The organism is Nonomuraea rosea (assembly GCF_039539705.1).
Classification (GTDB): domain Bacteria; phylum Actinomycetota; class Actinomycetes; order Streptosporangiales; family Streptosporangiaceae; genus Nonomuraea; species Nonomuraea rosea.
The window spans coordinates 98,096-118,918 of record NZ_BAABDQ010000030.1; the positions used below are offsets into that span (position 1 = coordinate 98,096).

Sequence of the window (20,823 nt, forward strand, 5' to 3'; positions counted from 1 at the left end):
TGGGCCGTCTAAATATTCGTATAAGGCGAAGTGTTAGTCTGGGGCGAACTCTTGGAGGGGAGCCTATGACCGCTTTCGCCCGGTTGAGCCTGGTCAACCGCACACTTGTGATCTTGATCGCGGTCGTGCTCAGCGCGTTCGGCGCGTTCACGATCCCGCAGTTGAAGCAGCAGCTGCTGCCGTCTCTGGCGTTCCCGGGCGCGTTCGTGATCGCGCCGTACCCCGGGGCGTCGCCGGAGATCGTCGAGGATCAGATCACCAAGCCGATCGAGGACTCCTTCCAGGGGCTCACCGGGATGGAGCAGATGACCTCGACCTCGAAGGAGGGCCTGGCGCAGATCCAGGTGGCCTTCGAGTACGGCACCGACGTCGAGTCCTCGCTGAACAAGATGCAGCAGGCCATCACCAGGGTGGCGCTCCCGGACGGCGTGGACCCGCAGGTGGTGGCCGGTAACACCGACGACATTCCGGTGCTGGTCCTGGCCGTGGGCGACGGCGGTGACGAGCGGGCGATGGCCGACAAGCTGCGCCGGCTCGTGGTGCCGGAGTTGCAGGGCGTGGAGGGTGTGCGCGAGGCGGCGATCACGGGGACCCGTGACGAGGTCGTGACGATCGAGCCGGACGCCAAGAAGATGGCGCTGGCGGGCGTGTCGGCCGCGCAGATCCCCGAGGTGCTGAAGGCGAACGGGACGCCGATCCCGGCGGGCACGCTGACCTCGGACAACAAGTCGCTGACGGTTCAGGTGGGCGCGCGGGTCGACTCGGTGGCCAAGCTGAAGGCCCTGTACCTGACGCCGGCGCAGCCGGCGGCCACCCAGCAGCAGCCGTCCCAGGCGCAGGCGCAGGCGCAGGGCCGGCCGCAGACCGGGCAGGCCGGTCAGCCGGGGCAGAGCGCGCTGCTTCAGCAGCAGCAGGTGAAGCCGAAGCCGTTGAAGCCGGTCAAGCTGGGCGACGTCGCGACGATCACGCGCGGGCTGGCGGACCAGACCACGATCACCCGTACGGCGGGCAAGTCGAGCCTGGGCGTGTCGGTGACGATGGTGCCCGACGGCAACGCGGTGACGATCTCGCACGAGATCCGGGAGAAGCTGCCCGATCTGACCAAGGAGCTGGGCGACGGGTCGGACACGGCGGTGTCGGTGGTGTTCGACCAGGCACCCTACGTGGAGGAGTCGATCGCGAGCCTGACCACGGAGGGCCTGCTGGGACTGGCGTTCGCGGTGCTGGTCATCCTGGTGTTCCTGCTGTCGGTGCGTTCGACGCTGGTGACGGCGGTGTCGATCCCGCTGTCGGTGGTGATCGCGCTGATCGTGCTGTGGGCGGGCGACTATTCGCTGAACATGCTGACCTTGGGCGCCTTGACGATCGCGGTGGGCCGGGTGGTGGACGACTCCATCGTGGTCCTGGAGAACATCAAACGCCATCTCGCCTATGGCGAGGCGAAGCTGCAGGCGATCTTGACGGCTGTGCGTGAGGTGTCGGGCGCGGTGACGGCCTCGACGCTGACGACGGTGGCGGTGTTCGCGCCGATCGCGGTCGTGGGCGGCATGGTGGGCGAGCTGTTCAGCCCGTTCGCGGTCACGGTCGCGGTGGCGTTGCTGGCCTCGCTGGTGGTGTCGCTGACGGTGGTGCCGGTGCTGGCGTTCTGGTTCCTGAAGGCGCCCTCTCTGACGCCGGAGCAGGCGCGGGCGCAGCGGGAGGAGGCCGAGGCCAAGGAGCTGCGTTCGCCGTTGCAGCGGGCGTACCTGCCGGTGCTGCGGTTCGCCACCCGGTTCAAGCTGGTGACGGTGCTGATCGGCGTGGCGGTGTTCGTCGGGACGATGGGCCTGGCGGGCGGGCTGCAGACGAACTTCCTGGACTCCTCCGGGCAGAACACGATCTCGCTGTCGCAGCGGATGCCGGTGGGCACCGACCTGGCGACCACCGACAAGGCGGCCAAGCAGGTCGAGGGCGTGCTGTCGGACCTGGACGGCGTGGAGACGTACCAGGTGAACGTGGGTGGCGGCAACGCCATGCAGGGCGGTGTCGGCGGCGGCGCGGACCGGGCGTCGTACTCGGTGACGATCAAGGAGGACGCCGACACGGCGAAGGTCGAGCAGGAGCTCCGCGACAAGATCGCGGGCCTGTCGGGCGCCGGCGAGGTCAAGGTCGGCGGCGCGGGCGGGGGCGGGTTCTCCTCCGACTCGATCGACGTGATCGTGCGTGCGCCGGACACCGAGACGCTGCGCACGGCGGCCGACGCGGTCAAGGCCGCGATGGACGACGTGCCGGGGCTGCGCGACGTGTCGTCGAACCTGGAGGCCAGCGCGCCGCGGGTCGAGGTCGTGGTGGACCGGGAGGAGGCCGCCGAGCGGGGTCTGTCGGAGGCGCAGGTCGGTCAGGCGGTGGCGCAGGCGTTCCGCGGCGCACCGCTGGGGCAGATCACGCTGGACGGGCGTACGAGCGATCTGGTGCTGCGCGGCGCGGACGCGCCGGACGACATCGAGGCGGTGGAGGACCTGAAGCTGCCGACGGCGGCGGGTCTGGTGAAGCTGTCGACGGTGGCGGACGTGCGGCAGGTGGCGGGGCCGACGCAGGTCTCGCGCATCGACGGTGAGCGGTCGGCGACCGTGTCGGGCAAGGCGACGGCCAGTGACCTGGGCAGCGTGACGACGGCGCTGACGACGAAGCTGGACGCGCTGACGCTGAGCTCGGGCGCTTCGACCGAGATCGGCGGCGCCTCGGCGAGCCAGGCCGACGCGTTCTCCGACCTCGGCATGGCGATGCTGGCGGCGATCGCGATCGTGTTCCTGATCATGGTGGCGACGTTCCGCAGCTTCATCCAGCCGCTGATCCTGCTGGTGTCGATCCCGTTCGCGGCGACGGGCGCGATCGGGCTGCTGGTGGCGACGGACACGGCGATGGGCGTGCCGGCGTTGATCGGCATGCTGATGCTGATCGGCATCGTGGTGACGAACGCGATCGTGCTGATCGACCTGATCAACCAGTACCGGGATCAGGGCATGGGCGTGGTGGAGGCGGTGATCGAGGGCGGCCGGCGCAGGTTGCGGCCGATCCTGATGACCGCGGTGGCCACGATCTGCGCGCTGACGCCGATGGCGCTGGGGGTGACCGGCTCCGGCGGGTTCATCTCGCAGCCGCTGGCGATCGTGGTGATCGGCGGCCTGATCTCCTCGACGCTGCTCACCCTCGTTTTGGTACCGACGTTGTACACGGTGGTGGAGCGGGTCAAGGAGCGCACGCGGGGCAAGCGGGCGGAGCCGAAGCACGAGGCGAAGGTGCTGACGCCGACGCCGTGACACACGCTCACCGGATGCCCGGCGGGACCTTCGCGTCCCGCCGGGCATCCGGCTGTGACCGGTCGAAGGTAATCGCATAGCCGTCCACCGGACACGGGCGATGGTCGGCGCAGCCGTCGACGACGTGTCCCAGGCCGTCCCGAAGGAGGGCTCAGCCTGCTTCCTGTGCCGTCCCGAACCCGGCCAGGAACGCCCCGGCACCTGCCCGGTCCACCAAGACCGAGTCCGGGCGCATCTCCTCGCGCGGCGACGTGCTGATCGAGGCGGCCACGCAGCTCAAGAACACCGGCGGCATCGAGGACGTTCTCGGCCGGCTCGACGATGCCCCGTATCGGGACGGTGATCGGGTCGAGGGCGTCCGCTCGTTCGTCATCAGCATGCCCCGGCCGGGCGGCTAAGGCACGAAGGTGCTGGGCGTCCACGTCTCCCACGATGACAAGGGCCGCACCCGCTACGCTGTGGTGCGGGCCTGGCGTGTTCTGGATCGGCTTCGACTCGATGGAGTACGTCGAGTACGACGGGCACCATGGTCGGCTGGTGGGCTTCGCCTCCGTGGACGATGCGGGGGAGAGGCGATCATGGCGTCAACGATGCGGAGCCGGGGCCAGCGACTGTCACACGCCTGGCAGACATGGAAGGGGACTCCAGCCGAGCCTGCCCGAGGCTGGGTTCACCAGTCGTCGTCCACGTCGTCAGCATCGAATTCGACGGCGCCGATAGTCACCGGGCCCTTGCTCGACGGGGACAGGTCCGGCCACACGCCCTTCCGAAGGTCGTCCACCTGGCTGGCCGTACAGAGCCCCCACAGGAGGGTGCCCGCTATCCCGCACACCACGTTGAGCAGCGTGGGCAGGTCCTCACCGGCGCCGTTGACGCCGTGGATGACTCCCACCATGATGAGAACACCGACGACGGTCAGGGTTGCTGAGGAGAGCAGGGCCACCACGGCCACCACGCGTTGCTCAGTTGTGGGTCGCGCCTTTGCGGGTACGCACGACCGCTGTCCATCACGCTCCACGTTCTCCACGCTATGCCGTCCGCTGGCGGACATATATGAGCGCGCAGGTTAGTCGGCTGGCTCCACGGCGATATGGGGAGGAATCGGCACGACCTGCGGCGCACGCTACGACGGGTCAGGCCGGGACACCGGCTGGCTGCGTCGCCAGGGGTGGCCCTTATGAAGAGGTGTGCGGCGGCGAGGTGGTGGTGCACCTGATCGCCGGGTGCGCGCATGAGCATCTGCTGCTTGCCGCAGAGCGAGGAGCGGACCCGCCGCAACAAGATCACTTTGTGGACGATTTCACCCCACAGGCCCTCGACCCCGACATAGACGCCGGCTGGAAGACCATGCGCGCCACCGTTCGCCGCACCCTCCAGCCGTACCTGCCCGAAGCCAGCCTCGACGCGATCTCCGACTGGCTCAACGCGAACGGCTGAAAACCACCGCTCCGCAGGGTCGGCCCGATCATCGCGGCCGGCCGCGCCGCCCGTGACCAGGCGGCCCGTAAGGGGTCCCAGTGACCAGCGCCTCGGCGAGCTCCGCGTCCACCTCGACGCCTTGAGGGTGAAGCCGATGGCGGTCGAGGACTGTCAGGTGGCGGCGGGCGGTGCTGGCTGCGACGGGGTGCCTGGCATCTGGGCTGTGGGGGCGAACCAGGTTCTCGCTGGAGGAAGCAGGAGCAGAGTCACGATGAGGGCGGACCAGGATGCGGAGAGGACCCACATCAGGGTGTCTTCGATCAGGAAGTGGATGAAGTCGAGCAAGGGGATGGCGAGCTGGACGGCGATGGTGGCGTGACGGACCCGAGGGCGACGGGTGCGCCACTGGTTCGCCAACCAGCCGGTGGCGAGCGGCAGGAGGTAGAAGGGGGCGTAGAGCAGGTCCTCCAGGAAGTCGTTGGGGTTGAGGGCCAGCCCCAGAATGAGCAGAACGATGTTGAGCAGAGTGAGTGTCGCCTGGAACCAGATCAGGTTCCGGGCGATCCTTACAGACAGGGGCATGGCGGGGGGAACCACTTTCAGATCTCGGGAGTGGTGGCGGAGGCGTCCGCGCGGAGGACTCGCCGTGCCCATGATCCCATTTCTCCAGGCCGCGAGATCCGCAGCTTCCGCAGCGCCAACCCCACCTGCGGACGGGCCGACGAAGCCCGCCGCTGCCCCAACCACCTCCGCCGCCGGCCCCGCCCCGCGACGTCAAGGCCCGCTACCACCAGCACGACCACTGCCCCGAACGCTCCCAGCCGCCCCGACCCGCGAAGAAGCGCACCCTCCGCGAACGAGCCCGCAACCTCACACGCCAAGCCCTCACCCTTCCGCCTGCGCGAAGAATTCGAAACGCGGCTCGCCGTCATTCGCGAAGCCGGAAACACCCCCGGCCCCGCGACGCCCGGATCAACCGACTCGAAGCTGAGATCGCCGCGCTCCATGACCGCCTCGTCCACCAAGGTCAGACAGTCGAAGAACTCACGGTTTTCCGTAGCGAAGCGCTCTCGCGCCTCGCTGCCCAACACGAAGAGATCCTCCTACTCGGCCGCCGGCACGACCGCGACACCCGAGTACGTCGGCTGCCAGGCCGGGCTGTGGGAATCGGGCCATGCGGCTGAGCCACCCACTCGACATGATGTTCAGCCAGCCGACGGCAGGTCCTCGTTCCCGATTGCCAGATATCGGCGCAATGCCTCTCGCCCACCGGGAACGAAAGGCCATCGATCAACGACCTCCCGCAGTTCGGGCTCTGTGAGCCAGGCATGCCACGCGATCTCGGACGGATCTGGAACCAAAGGCTCAGTGATCACGGCCTCGTGCACCCCGAACCAGACAGGGCTGACCCCATCCCGGCACAGGAACGTGAACATGAAACGCACCGGGACGCCGGCGCCCAGCTCCTCGGACAGCTCGCGGGCTGCCGCGTCCTCATACGACTCGCCCACGTCCACGGCACCGCCGACCATCACGTCATAATGGCCGGGAAAGCGAGTGTGCTGCTCCGCCCGGCGCAGCACGAGGATCCGCCGCAGCGGATCGCGACAGATCGTCGTCGCGATCCGATGCATCCATCGCCGGCGCTCCGCCTCTGCCCGGTCCACGACTCCCAGCACGCGGTCCCGTTCGTCCACCCGCTCGACCAGCTCGCCCATGCAGGACACGATCGCAGGCACCACCGACAATCTGCTCGGCAAATACCCCGAGCTGATGATCTGCGTCACCTGATCTGCCCGGAAACGCGACACGAGCGACGACCCCCAGCGCGAACACCCCGATGGAAAGTCACCTGCTCAATCGCCACACGGACACAGCGCCGGGCGAGGGCTCTGATGGCTCCCAGCTGTCCGCCCAGCACGTAATCCAAGGCTTAGCCGATCTTGAAGCCTCCAGTGTCGCCAAGCGGATCTTGCCATGGCTTGACAACCGTGTGCACCCTCATGATCACTCTGGGATTTGTGTCGGTACGCACGGTTCCCCCACTCAGCGCTCGGCCGCAGCGCTGAGAGCGTCTGTTCTGCGCGAACGCGAGCCCGGGGTACTCCCTACGATCACGTCTCAATTCCTTGATCACGAACTAGGCCCTGGATATCCCCGGTCGAGGGCCTTGCGCATGCCATCGAGCAGCGCCGGAGCAGGTCACGCGGCGAAGCCGTGTGGGTACTAGTACCTGACGCAGTCCTGCTTGGCCAGAATCAGGCTCATCCCGGCGACCTTGTTCTTGTTCGACACGTGGAACAGGTAGTACGCCTTCTTGCCCGGCACGTCGGCGGCGGGGTATCCACCCGGACCGCGCCGTAGCTGGGGGTAGGCGGCCTTCAGTTGCGTCCTGGTAGAGCCGAGGCTGATGCCCTGGGGCGTCTTGAGGCCGGGGGGTGCGACGATCATGGCCACGCCGTGCTTCTTGGAGATGTACATGCCCACGCGATAGTTGCCGTACGGGCTCTCCTTGAGGTCCCAGCCCGTGCACCTGGCGGAGTCTCCGACGGGTTTGTGGATGATCCTTCCGGTCGCCTTGGCTTTCGTGGCGGTCATGCCGAGCTTCAGGTTGCCGTACCCGTACGGCCCTAGCGTCGCCTTCTGGGCGGCGAGCGCGGTGGGCGCGACGGCGAGCGGTATGACGCCTGCCGCCAGTGCCACCACCAGCGCTGAACGGCCGATCCGTAAGACGGTCGTCTGCTTCACGGTGTTTCCTCCTTGATCTTTGACTTGATCACCTTAGTGAGAGTTCGGAATCTTTGTGGAGGATTGGCGGGGTTGCGGGCAGGCGCCTCCGTACTCGGACCGCCCACCTGCGGCTCCGGCCTTTCCGACATCACTTCTCGGAGATCCCTCATGTGGTGGCATTCGATCCACTACCTCCCGCGCGGATTCTGGCTCCACGGCGTGCCCCGGCTCATGCTGCTCGGCCGGATACGCGGGCACAGGCCGGTCGTCGACGGGTACGGCCCGCGCAAGCCGGGCCTCGACGCACGCGGCCGGCGCGCTGTGGCTCGCGCAGCCGTGTGAGATCGCGGTCGAGTGGTCGGCGGGCGGCGTGTGGACGGAGCCGCAGAGGGGCCGGTTCCTGCGGATCAAGCGCGGCTCGGACGCGAGTGATCAGGCGGGGCCGTTGTCGTTCGACGCGCCGGGCCGGTCGTGGCAGCTGCGCGAGCTGGTCTGTATCCGGGTGCCGGGATGGTGGACGGGAAGCGGCCGTTCACCGCGGCCACACCAGGCGCGATCTTGACGAACGACGGTACCAAGGGCGTGTTCAGCAGCCCGTTCGTGGTGCTCGCCCCGGACGATGCGACCCCGCCGCCGGTGCAGTCGCGGGCAACCGAGCGCGCGGCGCTGTTGGCCGAGCAGCGCGCCCGCCGCGCTGGATCTGATCTACTTTGTAAAGGCACGGGCTGGCGGCGCCGCACGCCAGGATCATCCGAGCCGAGCAGGGAAGCCGGGCTCGGCGCCAGGTCAGCGGGCCACGGCCAGGCGGTAGTCCTCGTCGTCGGCCAGGAGGTTGCGATGGGTGTCGTCCGCGGTGATGACGCCGCCGTCCAGCACCAGGACCCGGTCGGCGGCATCCAGGAGTGCCGGGCTGCTGGCGATCACGATGGTGGTGCGGTTCCGGCGTAGTTTCGCGAGGTTGCGCGCGATGAGCTGTTCGGTGACCGCGTCCACCGCCGTCGTCGGGTCATGCAGGACCAGGATGTCGGCGTCGGCAGCGAGGGCGCGGGCCAGGGACAGCCGTTGGCGCTGCCCGCCGGAGAGGTTGGCGCCGCGGTCGCGGACGCCGTAGTCGAGCCCCTCGCGGTGGAGGCCGACGACGTCGGTCAGCATGGACGCCTCGACGGCCTCGGGGACCATCCGGCCGGCGCCCGCCGGGTCGATGTTCGTGCGGAGGGTGCCGGCGAAGATCTCCCCGTCGTACGGGTTCACCAGGATGTGCTCGCGGATCGCCTCGATCGACAGGTCCGCGATCTCCTGCCCGCTGACCCGCACCACCCCCTCGTACGTGCCGGGCGGGACGTTCGCGGCCAGGATCGCGGCCAGGTCGGCCGCCGCGCGCGGCTGGTAGGCGGTGATCGCCACGAACTCGCCGGCGGACACGTGGAACTTCAACTCGCGCAGGAGGCCGTACCGGACGCTGTCGACCTCGAGGTCTCCGCCTGCGGACACGCGCCCCGTGCCCGGGGTCATCACGGGCGGCGCGGCCAGCACCAGCGCCATCCGCTCGGCCGACGCGCGCGCGATCATCACGTACTTCGGCATCTCCGAGAACAACTTGAGCGGTTCCATGATGAACTGCGCCAGTCCGACGGCCATGACGAGCTGGCCGATGGTGATCTGGTCGTTGAAGGCCAGCCAGCCCGCCGTCAGGGTCACAGCGGTGGCGAGCACCGCGTTGAGTGCCAACGCGGTGCCGGCGTACGCGCCGTTCACCTTGGCGACGGCGATCGCCTGGCTTTTCGCCTCCGTGCTGACCTTCCGGTAGGACAGGAACCCCGCGTGGTTGCCGCCGAAACCGTGCAGCGGGCGCAGGCCGGTGATCAGGTCGGCGACCTTCGCGCCCGCCCGCGCCACCCGGGCCTGCTGTTCACGGGTGCCGGTGCCGATTCGCCTGGACAGCACGCTCAGGATCGACAGGATCGCGATGGTCCCCGCGATCACCAGCAGGCCGAGCTGGACGCTGGCGATGCCCAGCGCGACCGCCGTGATCAGCACCGCGACCAGTGAGCTGATCAGCAGCGGCACCACCTCGATGATGTCGGCGGTCTGGTCGGCGTCCTCGGTGGCGATGGTCAGGACCTCACCGGACTTGAGGTCGACGTCCCTGGCCACCGGTTGCAGCCCGGCGGCCGCGACCTGTACGCGCCAGCGGTGTGCCTCGGTCGTGTTGGCCTTCTGCAGGACGCGCATCCCGAACCGCCACGACAGCGACACCGTGGTGATGATCACGGCCAGCGCGGCGACCGACCAGCCGAGAGAGCCGAGGCTGCGGTTCTGCAACGTGTGCTCGACGATCAGGCCGAGTGCGATGGGGAAGGCGGTCTCGCCGGCCTGGTACATGCCCATCAGGACGGTGCCCCAGGTCATGGGGCCCGCGTTGCGCCGCAGCGCGGTCCAGAGGATGGCGGACCCCGTGCAGGGGCCCTGGTCGTCAGGAGCGGTCATCGAGGTGCCGGGCAATCGCTTCGGGGGTCCGCAGGGCGAACAGGTCACGAATGGTGATCACGGGACCGTACGCGCGGCGGAGCAGCCCGATCAGCCGTACCGCCAGCATGGAGTGTCCCCCGAGGGCCACGAAGTCGCCCACCGCGCTCACCTCGTCGTCATCCAGGTCCAGCGCCTCGGCGAAGAGCTCGCACACCGCGGTCTCGGTCTCGGTCGCCGGGCCGCGCTCGCCCGCCGTGGTCAGCGCCCCCAAGGGCCTGGCCTCCGGCAGCGCCTTGGTGTCGGCCTTCCCGTTCACCGTCAGGGGGATGGCGTCGACCTGGGCGTAGTGCGTGGGGCGCAGGTAGTCCGGGAGCCCGGCGCCCACCTCGGCGGCGACCGCCGCCAGGTCGGAGCCGCCCAGCACGAGGTAGGCGGCCAGCCGGTACGCGCCATCGACCTGCGGGTCGGGCTGGGCGACCGCGGCGGCGAACCGTACCGCCGGGTGTGCGGTGAACGCGGCCTCGACCTCGCCCAGCTCGACCCGGTGGCCCCGGATCTTGACCTGCTGGTCGGTGCGGCCCAGGTACGCCAGGTTCCCGTCGGGCCGCCGGGTCACGAGGTCCCCGGTGCGGTACATGCGCTCGCCGGGTTCGCCGAACGGGCAGGCGACGAACCGGTGCGCGGTCTGGGCGGGCTGGCCGAGATAGCCGCGCGCGATGCCGATGCCCGACACGTACAGTTCGCCGGGTACGTCGTCGGGCACGGGCCGCAGCCATGGGTCCAGCACGTACACGTCGGTGTTGTCGATGGCCACGCCCACCACCGGGTCCTGGCACTCGAAGGTGCCGACGCCGAGGGTGTTGATGGTGTACTCGGTGGGCCCGTACAGGTTGTAGCCGGCCGTCCCCTCGGTCGCGGCGAGCCGGTGCCACAGCGTCGGGGTGACGGCCTCGCCGCCCAGCAGCACCAGCGGGGGCCGCCGCGCGGGGTCGTCGAGCAGGCCCTCGGCCACGAGCTGCTGCGCGTAGGTGGGGGTCACGTTGATGACGTCGATCCGGTGCTCCAGGCAGTATTCGACCAGACGGGGCGCGTCGCGTCGCAGCTCCTCGTCGCAGATGTGCACCTCGTGGCCGTCGGCGAGCCACAGGAGCTCCTCCCACGACATGTCGAACGCGAACGACACGGTGTGCGCGATGCGGAAGACCCGGTGGGCGTGCTCCGCCAGCACCGGCTCGAAGATGCGGCGCTGATGGTTGATCAGCATGTTGGTGAGCCCGCTGTGCTCGGTCACCACGCCCTTGGGCTTCCCGGTCGATCCTGAGGTGTAGATCGTGTACGCGGGGTGTCGCAGGCGGTCCGGGTCGTCCGGTGCGAAGGTGACGAACGGCTCGGCCTCGGGCAGGGGACGGTCCAGCTCGATCAGGTCGCCGGTCAGCCGGCGGGAGACGGCGCTCACGGTGAGGATGACGTCCGGGCGGGCGTCCGCGACGATCGCGGCGATCCGCTCGTCCGGGTGGTCCAGCTCCAGCGGCACGTACGCGGCGCCGACGCGCAGGACGGCGAACAGTGCCACGATAGAGTCGAGGGAACGCGGGATCGCGAGACCCACGGTCATCCCGGGGCCGATGCCGCGTGCGGCGAGGACCCCCGCCACCGCGCGGCTGCGGTCCCTGAGCTGGGCGAACGTCATGGTCTGGCCGTGGGCGACGAGCGCGACGCGTTGCGGGCCGCGGTCCGCCGCCTGGTCGAACCGGTCGACCACGGTGTCCGTGCCGACATCCGTCCGCCCGGCCGGCTCGGGTTCGGGCCCCAGGCCCCGCAGCGCGCCCACCGGCCCGGTCGAGCGGGTCAGGTCGTCGAGCACCCGCAGGTAGTCGTCCAGGAGGCCGCGGGCGCGCTCCGCGTCGTCGGCGCGATGCTCCAGCTTGACCGTGAGCCGGTCGCCAGGCGTGACGACCCAGGTGAACGGGTAGTGCGTGGAGTCGTCGGCCTGCACCGCGGTGATGCCGTGCCTGGCGTTCATCGTGGCGAACGCGTCCATGTCCAGGAAGTTCTGCAGCACGAACAGGTTGTCGAACAGGGTGTCGTGCCCGCTGGCCCGCTGGATCTCGCCGAGCCCCAGGTGCTCGTGCTCCATCGCCGCGACCCTGGCCGTCTGCACGGCGGTCAGGTAGTCCCGCACCGTGTCGTCCGGCCGTGCGCGCGTCCAGGTGGGGACGGTGTTGAGCAGCACGCCGACGATGCCGGACAGGCCCTCGCCCTCCCGGCCGGAGACGGTCACGCCGAACACGGCGTCGCCGCGGCCGGTGTGGGCGCCCAGCAGCAGGCCGAGCGCGCCGGTCAGCACCGAGTTCAGCGTGACACCGTGCGTCCTGGCCGCTGCTCGCAGCAGCTCCGACTGTTCTGCGGACAAGGTGCGGACGAGTGCGTGCGGCAGGTCGTCCGACGGCGACGGCGCCGGTCCGGCGAGCAGCGTCGGGCCGGGGAGGCCGCTCAGGTGCTCCGCCCAGAAGCGTTCGGACGCGGAGAGGTCCTTGGCGTCGAGCGCCCGGGCGTAGTCCTCGAAGCTCGGCGTGGCCGGGGCCGGGTCCGGCCGCTCTCCCGCGACGACGGCCCGGTAGGCGTCGAACAGGTCCCGCAGCACGATCTCGCGTGACCAGCCGTCCCACAGCAGCAGGTGATAGCTCAGCAGCAGGCCGTCGCGCTCGCCGGGCCGGCGCACCACGGTCAGCCGGATCAGCGGTGGCTCACCCAGGTCGAAGCCTGTGGCGCGGTCCCGGGCGCGCAGAGTGTCGACGTCCGCGTCCGTGGCCAGTTCGACCGTGCGGACCTCGATCCGCCGGTCCGCGGCCAGGACCTGGACGGGATCTCCGGCGTCGTCGGTGGTGAAACCGGCGCCCACGACGGGGTGCCGCGCGATCACGTACGTCATCGCCTCGGCCAGGGCGCCGGTGTCCAGACGCCGGTCGAAGGCGAAGTAGTTCTGGGCGACGTACGGTCCGGCCGAGCCCGCCAGCTGGGCCTGGAAATACAGCCCCTTCTGCAGCGGGGTCACCGGCGCCGTCCGCTCGGCCGTCGCGCAGGCGTCCGCGATGTGCTCCAGCGCGCGCCGCCAGTGCTCGGTGAGTTCGTCGGGGATGCCTTCCGCGAGGGTGAAGGCCGCGCGCAGGTTTCCGGTGGCCGCGTCGATCCACGCGTTGACCTCGACGGCGTACGGGCTGCCCTGCTCGCCGCCGGTGATGGTCAGCGCTTGTGACTCACTGGCCCGGCCGAGGTAGTTGAACAGCACCTGCGGGCGGGTGTTCAGCAGCGGTGCCGTCTGCGGGTTGAGGTACCTGAGCTGGCCGTAGGCGACGTGCCCGCGCTCGTCCGGCTGGCGTTCGGCGACCTCGCGCGCCGCGGCGACGGGGTCGGTGTGCGCCGTGAGCCGCACGGGTGCGATGGAGGTGAACCAGCCGATCGTGCGGGTGTAGTCGTGGTGTTCGCGCATCGGGACCCGGCCGTGCCGCTCCAGCTCGATCGCGAGGTCGGCGGGCGAGGGCTGGACGTGGGTCAGCGCGGTGCGCAGCGCGCCGCACAGCAGCTCGGTGAGACCGACGCCGAGCGCGGCGGGGGCGATACGCGTCACGCGGGTGGTCAGTCCGGGTGGGACCTCCACCGTGATCTCGCGCAGCCCCTCGATCGCGGGCAGCAGCGCGGGCGCTTCGAGCGTGGTGATCCAGTGTCCGAGGTCGTCGGTCGCGTGGGCGGCGCCGGTCGTCAGCGCGTCGGCGTACTCGGCATAGGACGTCGTCGGCGGCGCCGGGGCCGCCCCGCGCAGGGCGGTGGCCAGGTCGTCGAGCAGGACCAGCCAGGACACCGCGTCGATGGCGAGGTGGTGCACGGTGATCACCAGGGTCCGGCTCGCCGCCAGCCACGAGAACGCGATCATCTGCCCGGATCCGGGATCGAGCCGGCCGGCGTCGTCGTTCGCCACGGCCGTCGCGTCGGTCGCGTCCGTGCTGACGACGGTGACCTCGCGGACGGGGTCGGTGCGCAGCGCCCACACCCCGTGCTCGGCGCGCAGCCGCAGCCGGAGGACCGGGTGCGCGGCCACGACGGCGTTCGCGGCGCGCCCGGCGTCGGCGAAGGAGGCACTCTCGGGTGCCACCAGTGTCCTGGCCTGGGCGAACCGGGCGAGGGAGCCGCCCAGCTCTCGCTGGCGCAGGATGATCGGCGTCGGTGTCAGCGGGCCGTCCGCACGGAGGGCGGGCGCCATGTCCTGTACGGGGTGTGTACCGAGGTGTTCGGCGAGCGCGCGTGGTGTCCTGAGCAGGAACACCTCCCGTGGGGAGATCGGCAGGCCGAGCGCCCTGGCCCGGTTGACCACGGTGATGGCGACGATGCTGTCGCCTCCGGCCCTGAAGAAGTCGGTGTCGCCGTCCGCGTCGGAGCCGGGCAGCACCTCGGCGAAGATGCCGGTCAGTGCGGCGAGCGTGGATTCACCCGTGACCACCGGGGTGTCGGCGCGCTCGCTCAGGGCTTTGCGGTCCAGCTTGCCGTTGACCGTCAGGGGCAGGGCGCCGACCTGGAGCATCCGGCCCGGCACCATGTGCGCGGGCAGTTTCGCCGACAGCAGGCCGGCGAAGTCGCCGGGCACCCGGCCCACGACGTGCGCGACCAGGTGATCGCCGCTGCCCGCCACGGTGACGGCCACGTCGGCCACGCCGTCGAGCTCCCTGATCGCGGACTCCACCTCGCCGAGCTCGATGCGGAAGCCCTTGAGCTGCACCTGATCGTCGGCGCGGCCGGTGAACTCCAGCTCGCCGTCGATCGTGCGGCGGGCGAGATCCCCCGTGTGGTACATGCGGGAGCCGTCGCCGGTGAACGGGTTCGCCACGAACCGGCTCGCGGTGAGCTCCTGCCTGCCCAGGTAGCCGAGCGACACCTGGTCGCCGGCGACGTAGATGGCGCCCGGCCGGCCCGGCGGCACCGGCCGGAGCCGGTCGTCGAGCAGGTAGGTGACCAGGCCGGGGATCGGGCGGCCGATCGGGCTGGCGATCGGGCTGGCGTCGTCGCCGGAGGCGAAGTCGTCGCCGGTCAGCACCCGGTGCGTGACGTGGACGGTGGTCTCGGTGATGCCGTACATGTTGACCAGTTGGGGCGAGCCGGTGCCGTGCCGCTCGACCCAGCCGCGCAGCCGCCCGAGATCCAGTGCCTCGCCGCCGAAGATGATCCGGCGCAGCGAGGTGACCGGCTCGCCGGCGTGCCGGTCGGCCTCGATGAACTGGTAGAACGCCGACGGGGTCTGGTTGAGCACGGTCACCCCGCGCTCGCGGACCAGCCGGTGGAAGTCGACCGGGGAGCGGGTCAGGCCGTACTCCGGCACCAGCAGCTCGCCGCCGTGCGCCAGCGCGCCCCACAGCTCCCACACGGAGAAGTCGAAGGAGTAGGAGTGGAACTGGACCCACACGTCATGAGGTCCGAAGTCCATGTCGGGCCGGGTGTTCGCGAGCAGCGTCACCACGCTGGAGTGCGGGACGACGACGCCCTTGGGCCTGCCGGTCGAACCGGAGGTGTAGATCACGTACGCCGGGTCGTGCCGGCCGACCTCAGGCGTGGTGGTGTCCAGCGGCAGCTCATCCCCCTGGACCAGCACGCGGGCCGGCACGCCCGCCCGGGCCGCCAGCTCCGTGAAGCGGTCGCGGTGTTCCCGGTCCACGAGAACGACCCGCGGGGCGGCGTCGGCGAGGATGTACTCCAGGCGTTCGTCCGGGTAGGCCGGCTCCAGCGGCACGTACGCGCCGCCCGCCGTGACGATCGCGACCAGGGCGGCGACCTGCTCAAGGGAGCGCGGGACGGCGACGGCGACCCGTTCGCCCGGTCCGACCCCGGCCGCGCGCAGCGCCGCGGCCAGCTCGTTCTTCGCCTCCGCCAGCTCGCCATAGGTGAGCGAGCGGGTGCTGCCGTCCAGGGCGCACTGGGTGACGGCGACGGCGGCCGGATCGCGGTTCGCGGCGGCGTCGAACAGCCCGCCCAGCGTCGCCGGCGTGATCGGCGGCGTGATCGGCGCGGTGCGTCGTGTCGCGCCGTCCCGCACCAGGTCGTCCGGCCGGGTGAGCAGGCCGGTCAGGGCCTGGGTGAACGTGCGCAGGATCGCCTGGGCGTGCGTCTCCCGCAGCAGGTCGCCGTCGTAGATCAGGTTGAATCGCGGGCGACCGTCGAGCGCGCGCTCCACCACGAGCGTCAACGGGTAGTGCGGGGCGCCTTCGTTCACGATCCCGGTGATCGCGAATTCGCCGCCGGGCCTGCGCAGAGCGTCCACGTCCGCCGCGATGTCGAACACCACCAGGGTGTCGAACAGCGGGCCGCTGCCGATCTGACGGCCGATCCTGGTCAGGGAGACATGCTGGTGCGGCAGCACCGCGCTCTGGTGGTCCCGTACCGAGGTGAGCAGGTCGCGCGCCGTGGTGGTGCCGTCCCAGCGGGCGCGTACGGGGATCGTGTTGATGAGCAGCCCCACCATGTCCTCGATGCCGGGCACCTGCGCGTCGCGCCCGGACACCGTGGAGCCGAACACCACGTCCTGGCTGTGCAGGATGCCGCCCAGCGTCACCGCCCACGCGCTGTGCACGGCGACGCTCAGGGGCACACCCGCTGACCGGACGGCCGCGTCGACGTCGTCGTCCGGCTCCACAGCGGTGTCGGCGAACCGGCCGGACGGGGTGTGGCCCTCGGCGACCAGCGAAGGGCCTGGCAGCTCTGCGAGCTCATCGCGCCAGACCCAGTCGCTCTCGTCGTCGTCGCGGGCGGCGAGCCAGCGTACGTAGTCGGAGAAGTCGCCCTTCGGGTACACGGTCCCCGGCGCGTGGTACTCCGCCAGCAGCGCGCGCAGCATCGGGGGCACCGACCAGCCGTCGGCGACGATGTGGTGCACGGTCTGCACCAGCACGCTGCGGCCGGCGCCCGCGCGGATGAGGGTGAAGCGCATCAGCGGGCCGGTGGCCAGGTCGAACCCGGCGCGGCGGTCCCGCTCGGCGTGCTCGCGGATCTCCTCGCCGGTGATGCCGGGGCGCTCCACCGTGGTGAACGGCGCCTCGACGCCGCTCTCCAGCACCGAGACCACCCGGCCGTCGGCGAGGGCCACGAACCGCGCGGCCAGGTTCGGGTACAGGGTGAGCAGCCGGGTGGCCGCCGCCGCGAGCCGGTCGGCGCTCACCTCGCCGTTCAACGTCAGCACCTGCTGCTCGACGTAGCTGCCCGGAGAGTCGTCGTCGAAGACGGAGTGGAAGTACAGGCCCTCCTGCAGCGGGGTCAGCGGCAGGATGTCCCGCAGCGCGGGGCCGTCCAGGGCGTCGACATCGGCCTGGGTGAGCGGGACCGCGCCGAAGTCGCTGGGGGAGTGGCCGCCCTGGTCGAGCGTGGCCAGCCCGGTCAAGGCCGCCCGGAAGTACGCGCCGATCGCCGTGATGTCCTCGTCGGCGAACACTCCGTCCGGCCACGAGATGGTGGTGACCAGCTCGTACTCGCCGGTCGGGCCGGGTTCGGCGATGGCGTTGAACTCCAGGGCGCGCGGCAGGCGCATTCGCGGGTCGCGCTTCTCGCCCAGCTGCCCGGTGGCGCCTGCGAGCTGCCAGTCCCCGGACGCGCCCGCGTCGAAGCGGCCCAGGTAGTTGAACAGCACCTGCGGGGCGGGCGCGTCGAACCTGGTGCCGGTCAGGTAGCGCAGGGCGCCGTAGGACACGCCGTTGCCCGGCACCTGGGCGAGGTGTTCCTTGACCGACTTGAGCGCGGCGGTCAGGTAGCCGGGGGCGGTGAAATCGTCCGTCGCGCCCGGGTCCACGGTCACCGGGAACAGCGTGGTGAACCAGCCTACGGTCCGCGACAGGTCCGGCTCGAAGCCGGCGGCGTCCGCCACGAACCGTCCTTCGCGGCCGTGACCTTCGAGCTCGATGTGCGCGAACGTCTGGTCCTGCCCGAGGCCGCGGCGCCACCGGGCGAGGGCGATGGCGAGCGCGGTCAGCAGCACGTCGTTGACGCCCGCGTGGAACCTCGCGGGGACCTCGCCCAGCAGCGCGGCGGTGACCTCGGGGCTGACCGAGACGGCCTGAACCCTCTCACGCGCGACGGTGTCGGACTCGGACAGCGGACGCCTGCCCAGCGGTCCGTCCGTTCCGGGCAGGGGACGCTGGAAGTAGCCGCGGTCCGTGCCGAACGTCGCGCGCTCCAGCAACTGTGTCCAGCGCCGGAACGACGTGCCTGCCGCGGGCAGCTCGATCGGTGTGCCGGAGGTGAGCTGCCGCCATGCCGTGGCCAGGTCGTCCATCAGGACCCGCCAGGAAACGCCGTCGATCACCACGTGATGGGCGACCAGGACGAGTTGCCGGGCTTCGCGCCGCCAGACGGCGCGGAGCATGACGCCGTTGTCCGGGTCGAGCCCGTCGGTGGCGAGCTGGACGCACTCGTCGAGCGGCCGGTCGCTCTGCCGCCACTCCGCGACGGCCTGGTCCGCCTCCGGGATGTCGAAGCCCCAGCGGGCGCCGCGCACCAGCTTGGCGCGCAGCATGTCGTGCCGCCTCAGCAGGGCGGTGAGCATCTCGTCGAGGGCGTCGGCGGTCAGGTCCGCCGGGGTGTTCAGCACCGTCGACTGCACGAAGCCGTCGATCGCGTGGGTGTTCTCGCCGAGCCACTGCACGATGGGCGCCCCGACGACGGAGCCGGTCGCGACATCCTCGTGATCGACGGCGGAGAGGTCATCACGGCTCGCCACCGCCGCCAGCCCCCGTACGGTGCTGTTGGCGAAGATCTGCGCCGCCGTGACGTGCAGGCCCGCGGCGCGCAGCACGCTGAGCAGCGAGATGGCCAGGATGCTGTCCCCGCCGAGCCTGAAGAAGTTCTGGTCGGCGCCCACCTCGTCCAGCTGCAGGACCGACGCCACCGCCGCGCTCACCACGCGCTCGTTCTCGGTGGCGGGCGCGATGAACGGGCCGTCCCCGATCACCGGCTCCGGCAGCGCGTCGCGGTCGAGCTTGCCGTTCGGGGTGAGCGGGAACGCCGTCATCACGACGATGTGCGCGGGCACCATGTACTCGACCATGTGCTCGGCGGCCCACGCCTTGACCTCGTCCGCACGCAGGTCCTGGCTCCCGGCCACCGGGATCACGTACCCCACCAGGTAGGTGCCGCCTGCCGCGTTCTTCTTCGCGACGACGCAGGTGTGCCGGACGCGGGGGTGCTCCGCGAGACCGATCTCGACGTCCTCGATCTCCAGCCGCATGCCGCGGATCTTGATCTGGTTGTCGGCCCGGCCGAGGAAGTCCAGCGACCCGTCCGGGGCGAACCGCGCGAGGTCGCCGGTCCGGTACAGCCGGGACCCGTCACCGGCGAACGGATTCGCCACGAACCGGGAGGCCGTCAGGCCGGGGGCGTTGACGTAGCCGCGTCCCAGGAGGAACCCGCCCGCGTACAGCTCGCCGCCGACGCCGACCGGGACCGGGCGCAGCTCCTCGTCCAGCACGTACAGCTCGGTGTTGGGGTTGGCCTTGCCGATCGACGTCGACAGGCGCTCGGCCGCGCCCCGGTAGATGACGTGCGAGACGCCGATCGTGGTCTCGGCCGGGCCGTAGCCGTGGTAGAGGGGGATGTCGAGCTTGGTGCGGAACCGTTCGTACAGCTCCGGGGTCAGCACCTCGCCGCCGCACCAGACATGCCTCAGGCTGTCCAGCCGGCCGGAGTCGCCCGCGATCTCCAGCAGCACGTCCAGCATGGACGACACCAGGTAGGTGAAGGTGACGCGCTGCTCGGCGATCACGCTCAGCAGATGGTGCGGATCGCGTTCGCCGCCGGGCCGCAGGACCACCAGCTTGCCGCCGCGCACCAGCGGCAGGAAGATCTCGTTGATGGAGATGTCGAACGACAACGGCGCCTTGAACAGCGACGCGTCGTCGTGGGTGAAGCCCAGGATCTCCTTGCTCTGCCACAGCAGGCGCTCGCTGATGGCCTCGTGCCGGATCATCGCGCCCTTGGGCCGCCCGGTCGAACCGGAGGTGAAGATCACGTACGCCAGGGCGGGGCCGGGGATGGCGGCCTCGGTGTCCTCGGTGGGATAGGAGCCGAACCGCCAGTCGCCGAGATCGACGGCCACGGCCTCCGGTTCACCCGCGTCGTGCTCGCCGGAGTCGTTGAGCTGCAGCACGACCTGGGCGTCGTCGATGACGACCGCCCGGCGCGCGGCGGGCCAGTGCGGATCGAGCGGTACGAACGCGCACTCCGCCTGCAGGACGCCGAGCAGGCCGATCACCATCTCGGCGGAGCGGCCCAGCGAGATGCCGACGATCTGTTCGGCGGTGAGCCCGCGTTCGATCAGGTGGTGGGCCAGCTGGTTGGACAGCTCGGCCGCCGCGCGGTAGGTCAGCGACCGATGATCGTCGACGATGGCGATGGCGTCCGGCCTGGTGCGAACCTGCTCGCGGAACATCTCCACGATGGTCGGGCGGACCCGGTCGGCCTTGGTGTCGTTCCACTGGGCCAGGGCTTCGAGCCGGGCCGGCACGCTGGACGGGCCGATGGTGCCGATGGGCCGGTCCGGGAAGTCGGTCAGGTCGTCGAGTGCGAGCTGCGCGTCGGTCAGCACGACGCCTTCGGGGACGGTGATGCTCCGGCCGTCCGCGCCGGCCGTCCAGCCGCCGACTCCGTCCCCGCCGTTGCCGGCCCATCCGACGACGTCGGCGAACAGAGTTCCGGGGGTGAGCTCGAGGCTGCCGGGGCTCTGGCCCGTCGCCCAGTAGGCGAGCCCGATGGCACACGCCTCGGCGATGGTCCTGTCGGGATGGTCGCCGATCCGCCGGCGCACGTTGTCCAGGTGCGCGGGGGAGAGGAGTGCGACACGAGTGCTCGGTTCCATCATCGAAGACTCAGCTGTCCCTTT

Annotated in this window: 10 protein-coding genes; 4 read left to right on the forward strand and 6 right to left on the reverse strand. The window is 70.6% G+C overall.

Annotated features, from left to right (window positions below; all coding sequences use genetic code 11):
- Positions 1–65 precede the first annotated feature (65 nt).
- Together ABEA43_RS46425 and ABEA43_RS46430 are read left to right on the forward strand one after the other, a co-directional pair.
- The gene (locus ABEA43_RS46425) at positions 66–3,299 is read left to right on the forward strand and encodes an efflux RND transporter permease subunit (RefSeq protein WP_345572479.1); all 3,234 of its coding nucleotides are present in this window, start codon (positions 66–68) and stop codon (positions 3,297–3,299) included.
- A gap of 251 nt (positions 3,300–3,550) precedes the next feature.
- Positions 3,551–3,697, forward strand: a complete 147-nt coding sequence (locus ABEA43_RS46430) for a hypothetical protein (protein WP_345572480.1) — start codon at positions 3,551–3,553, stop codon at positions 3,695–3,697.
- Between the two features lie 272 nt (positions 3,698–3,969).
- Here ABEA43_RS46430 and ABEA43_RS46435 read toward each other — a convergent pair whose 3' ends face one another.
- Positions 3,970–4,254, reverse strand: a complete 285-nt coding sequence (locus ABEA43_RS46435; protein WP_345572481.1) for a hypothetical protein — start codon at positions 4,252–4,254, stop codon at positions 3,970–3,972.
- Positions 4,255–4,499: 245 nt separating this feature from the next.
- On the opposite strand from ABEA43_RS46435, the gene ABEA43_RS46440 reads away from it, so the two are divergent.
- A complete protein-coding gene (locus tag ABEA43_RS46440) occupies positions 4,500–4,736 on the forward strand; it encodes a hypothetical protein (RefSeq protein WP_345572482.1) in 237 nt (78 codons plus the stop codon).
- A 153-nt stretch (positions 4,737–4,889) separates the two neighbouring features.
- Here the strand turns inward: ABEA43_RS46440 and ABEA43_RS46445 are convergent, their stop codons facing one another.
- From ABEA43_RS46445 to ABEA43_RS46455, 3 genes are all read right to left on the reverse strand, one after another.
- On the reverse strand, positions 4,890–5,300 hold the full coding sequence (locus ABEA43_RS46445; RefSeq protein WP_345572483.1) for a hypothetical protein: 411 nt from the start codon (positions 5,298–5,300) through the stop codon (positions 4,890–4,892).
- Positions 5,301–5,923: 623 nt separating this feature from the next.
- Positions 5,924–6,505 (reverse strand): NUDIX hydrolase, encoded by a 582-nt coding sequence (locus ABEA43_RS46450; protein WP_345572484.1) that lies wholly within the window; start codon positions 6,503–6,505, stop codon positions 5,924–5,926.
- 439 nt (positions 6,506–6,944) lie between these two features.
- The gene (locus tag ABEA43_RS46455; protein ID WP_345572485.1) at positions 6,945–7,466 is read right to left on the reverse strand and encodes a hypothetical protein; all 522 of its coding nucleotides are present in this window, start codon (positions 7,464–7,466) and stop codon (positions 6,945–6,947) included.
- A gap of 150 nt (positions 7,467–7,616) precedes the next feature.
- Between ABEA43_RS46455 and ABEA43_RS46460 the strand changes: the two genes are divergently transcribed.
- A complete protein-coding gene (locus ABEA43_RS46460) occupies positions 7,617–7,790 on the forward strand; it encodes a hypothetical protein (protein WP_345572486.1) in 174 nt (57 codons plus the stop codon).
- A 444-nt stretch (positions 7,791–8,234) separates the two neighbouring features.
- Here the strand turns inward: ABEA43_RS46460 and ABEA43_RS46465 are convergent, their stop codons facing one another.
- Together ABEA43_RS46465 and ABEA43_RS46470 are read right to left on the reverse strand one after the other, a co-directional pair.
- Complete coding sequence (locus ABEA43_RS46465) at positions 8,235–9,935, reverse strand: ABC transporter ATP-binding protein (protein ID WP_345572487.1); 1,701 nt, start codon at positions 9,933–9,935, stop codon at positions 8,235–8,237.
- Positions 9,922–20,802 carry a non-ribosomal peptide synthetase gene (locus ABEA43_RS46470; RefSeq protein WP_345572488.1) on the reverse strand — a complete coding sequence of 3,627 codons (10,881 nt, stop codon included), beginning with the start codon at positions 20,800–20,802 and terminating at the stop codon, positions 9,922–9,924. Before ABEA43_RS46470 ends, ABEA43_RS46465 begins: the two co-directional genes overlap by 14 nt.
- Positions 20,803–20,823 lie beyond the last annotated feature (21 nt).

Coding starts and splice junctions, on each gene's coding strand:
- ABEA43_RS46425 (WP_345572479.1), top strand. CDS start 66: ATGACCGCTTTCGCCCGGTTGAGCCTGGTCAACCGCACACTTGTGATC.
- ABEA43_RS46445 (WP_345572483.1), bottom strand. CDS start 5,300: ATGCCCCTGTCTGTAAGGATCGCCCGGAACCTGATCTGGTTCCAGGCG.
- ABEA43_RS46460 (WP_345572486.1), top strand. CDS start 7,617: ATGTGGTGGCATTCGATCCACTACCTCCCGCGCGGATTCTGGCTCCAC.
- ABEA43_RS46465 (WP_345572487.1), bottom strand. CDS start 9,935: ATGACCGCTCCTGACGACCAGGGCCCCTGCACGGGGTCCGCCATCCTC.
- ABEA43_RS46470 (WP_345572488.1), bottom strand. CDS start 20,802: ATGATGGAACCGAGCACTCGTGTCGCACTCCTCTCCCCCGCGCACCTG.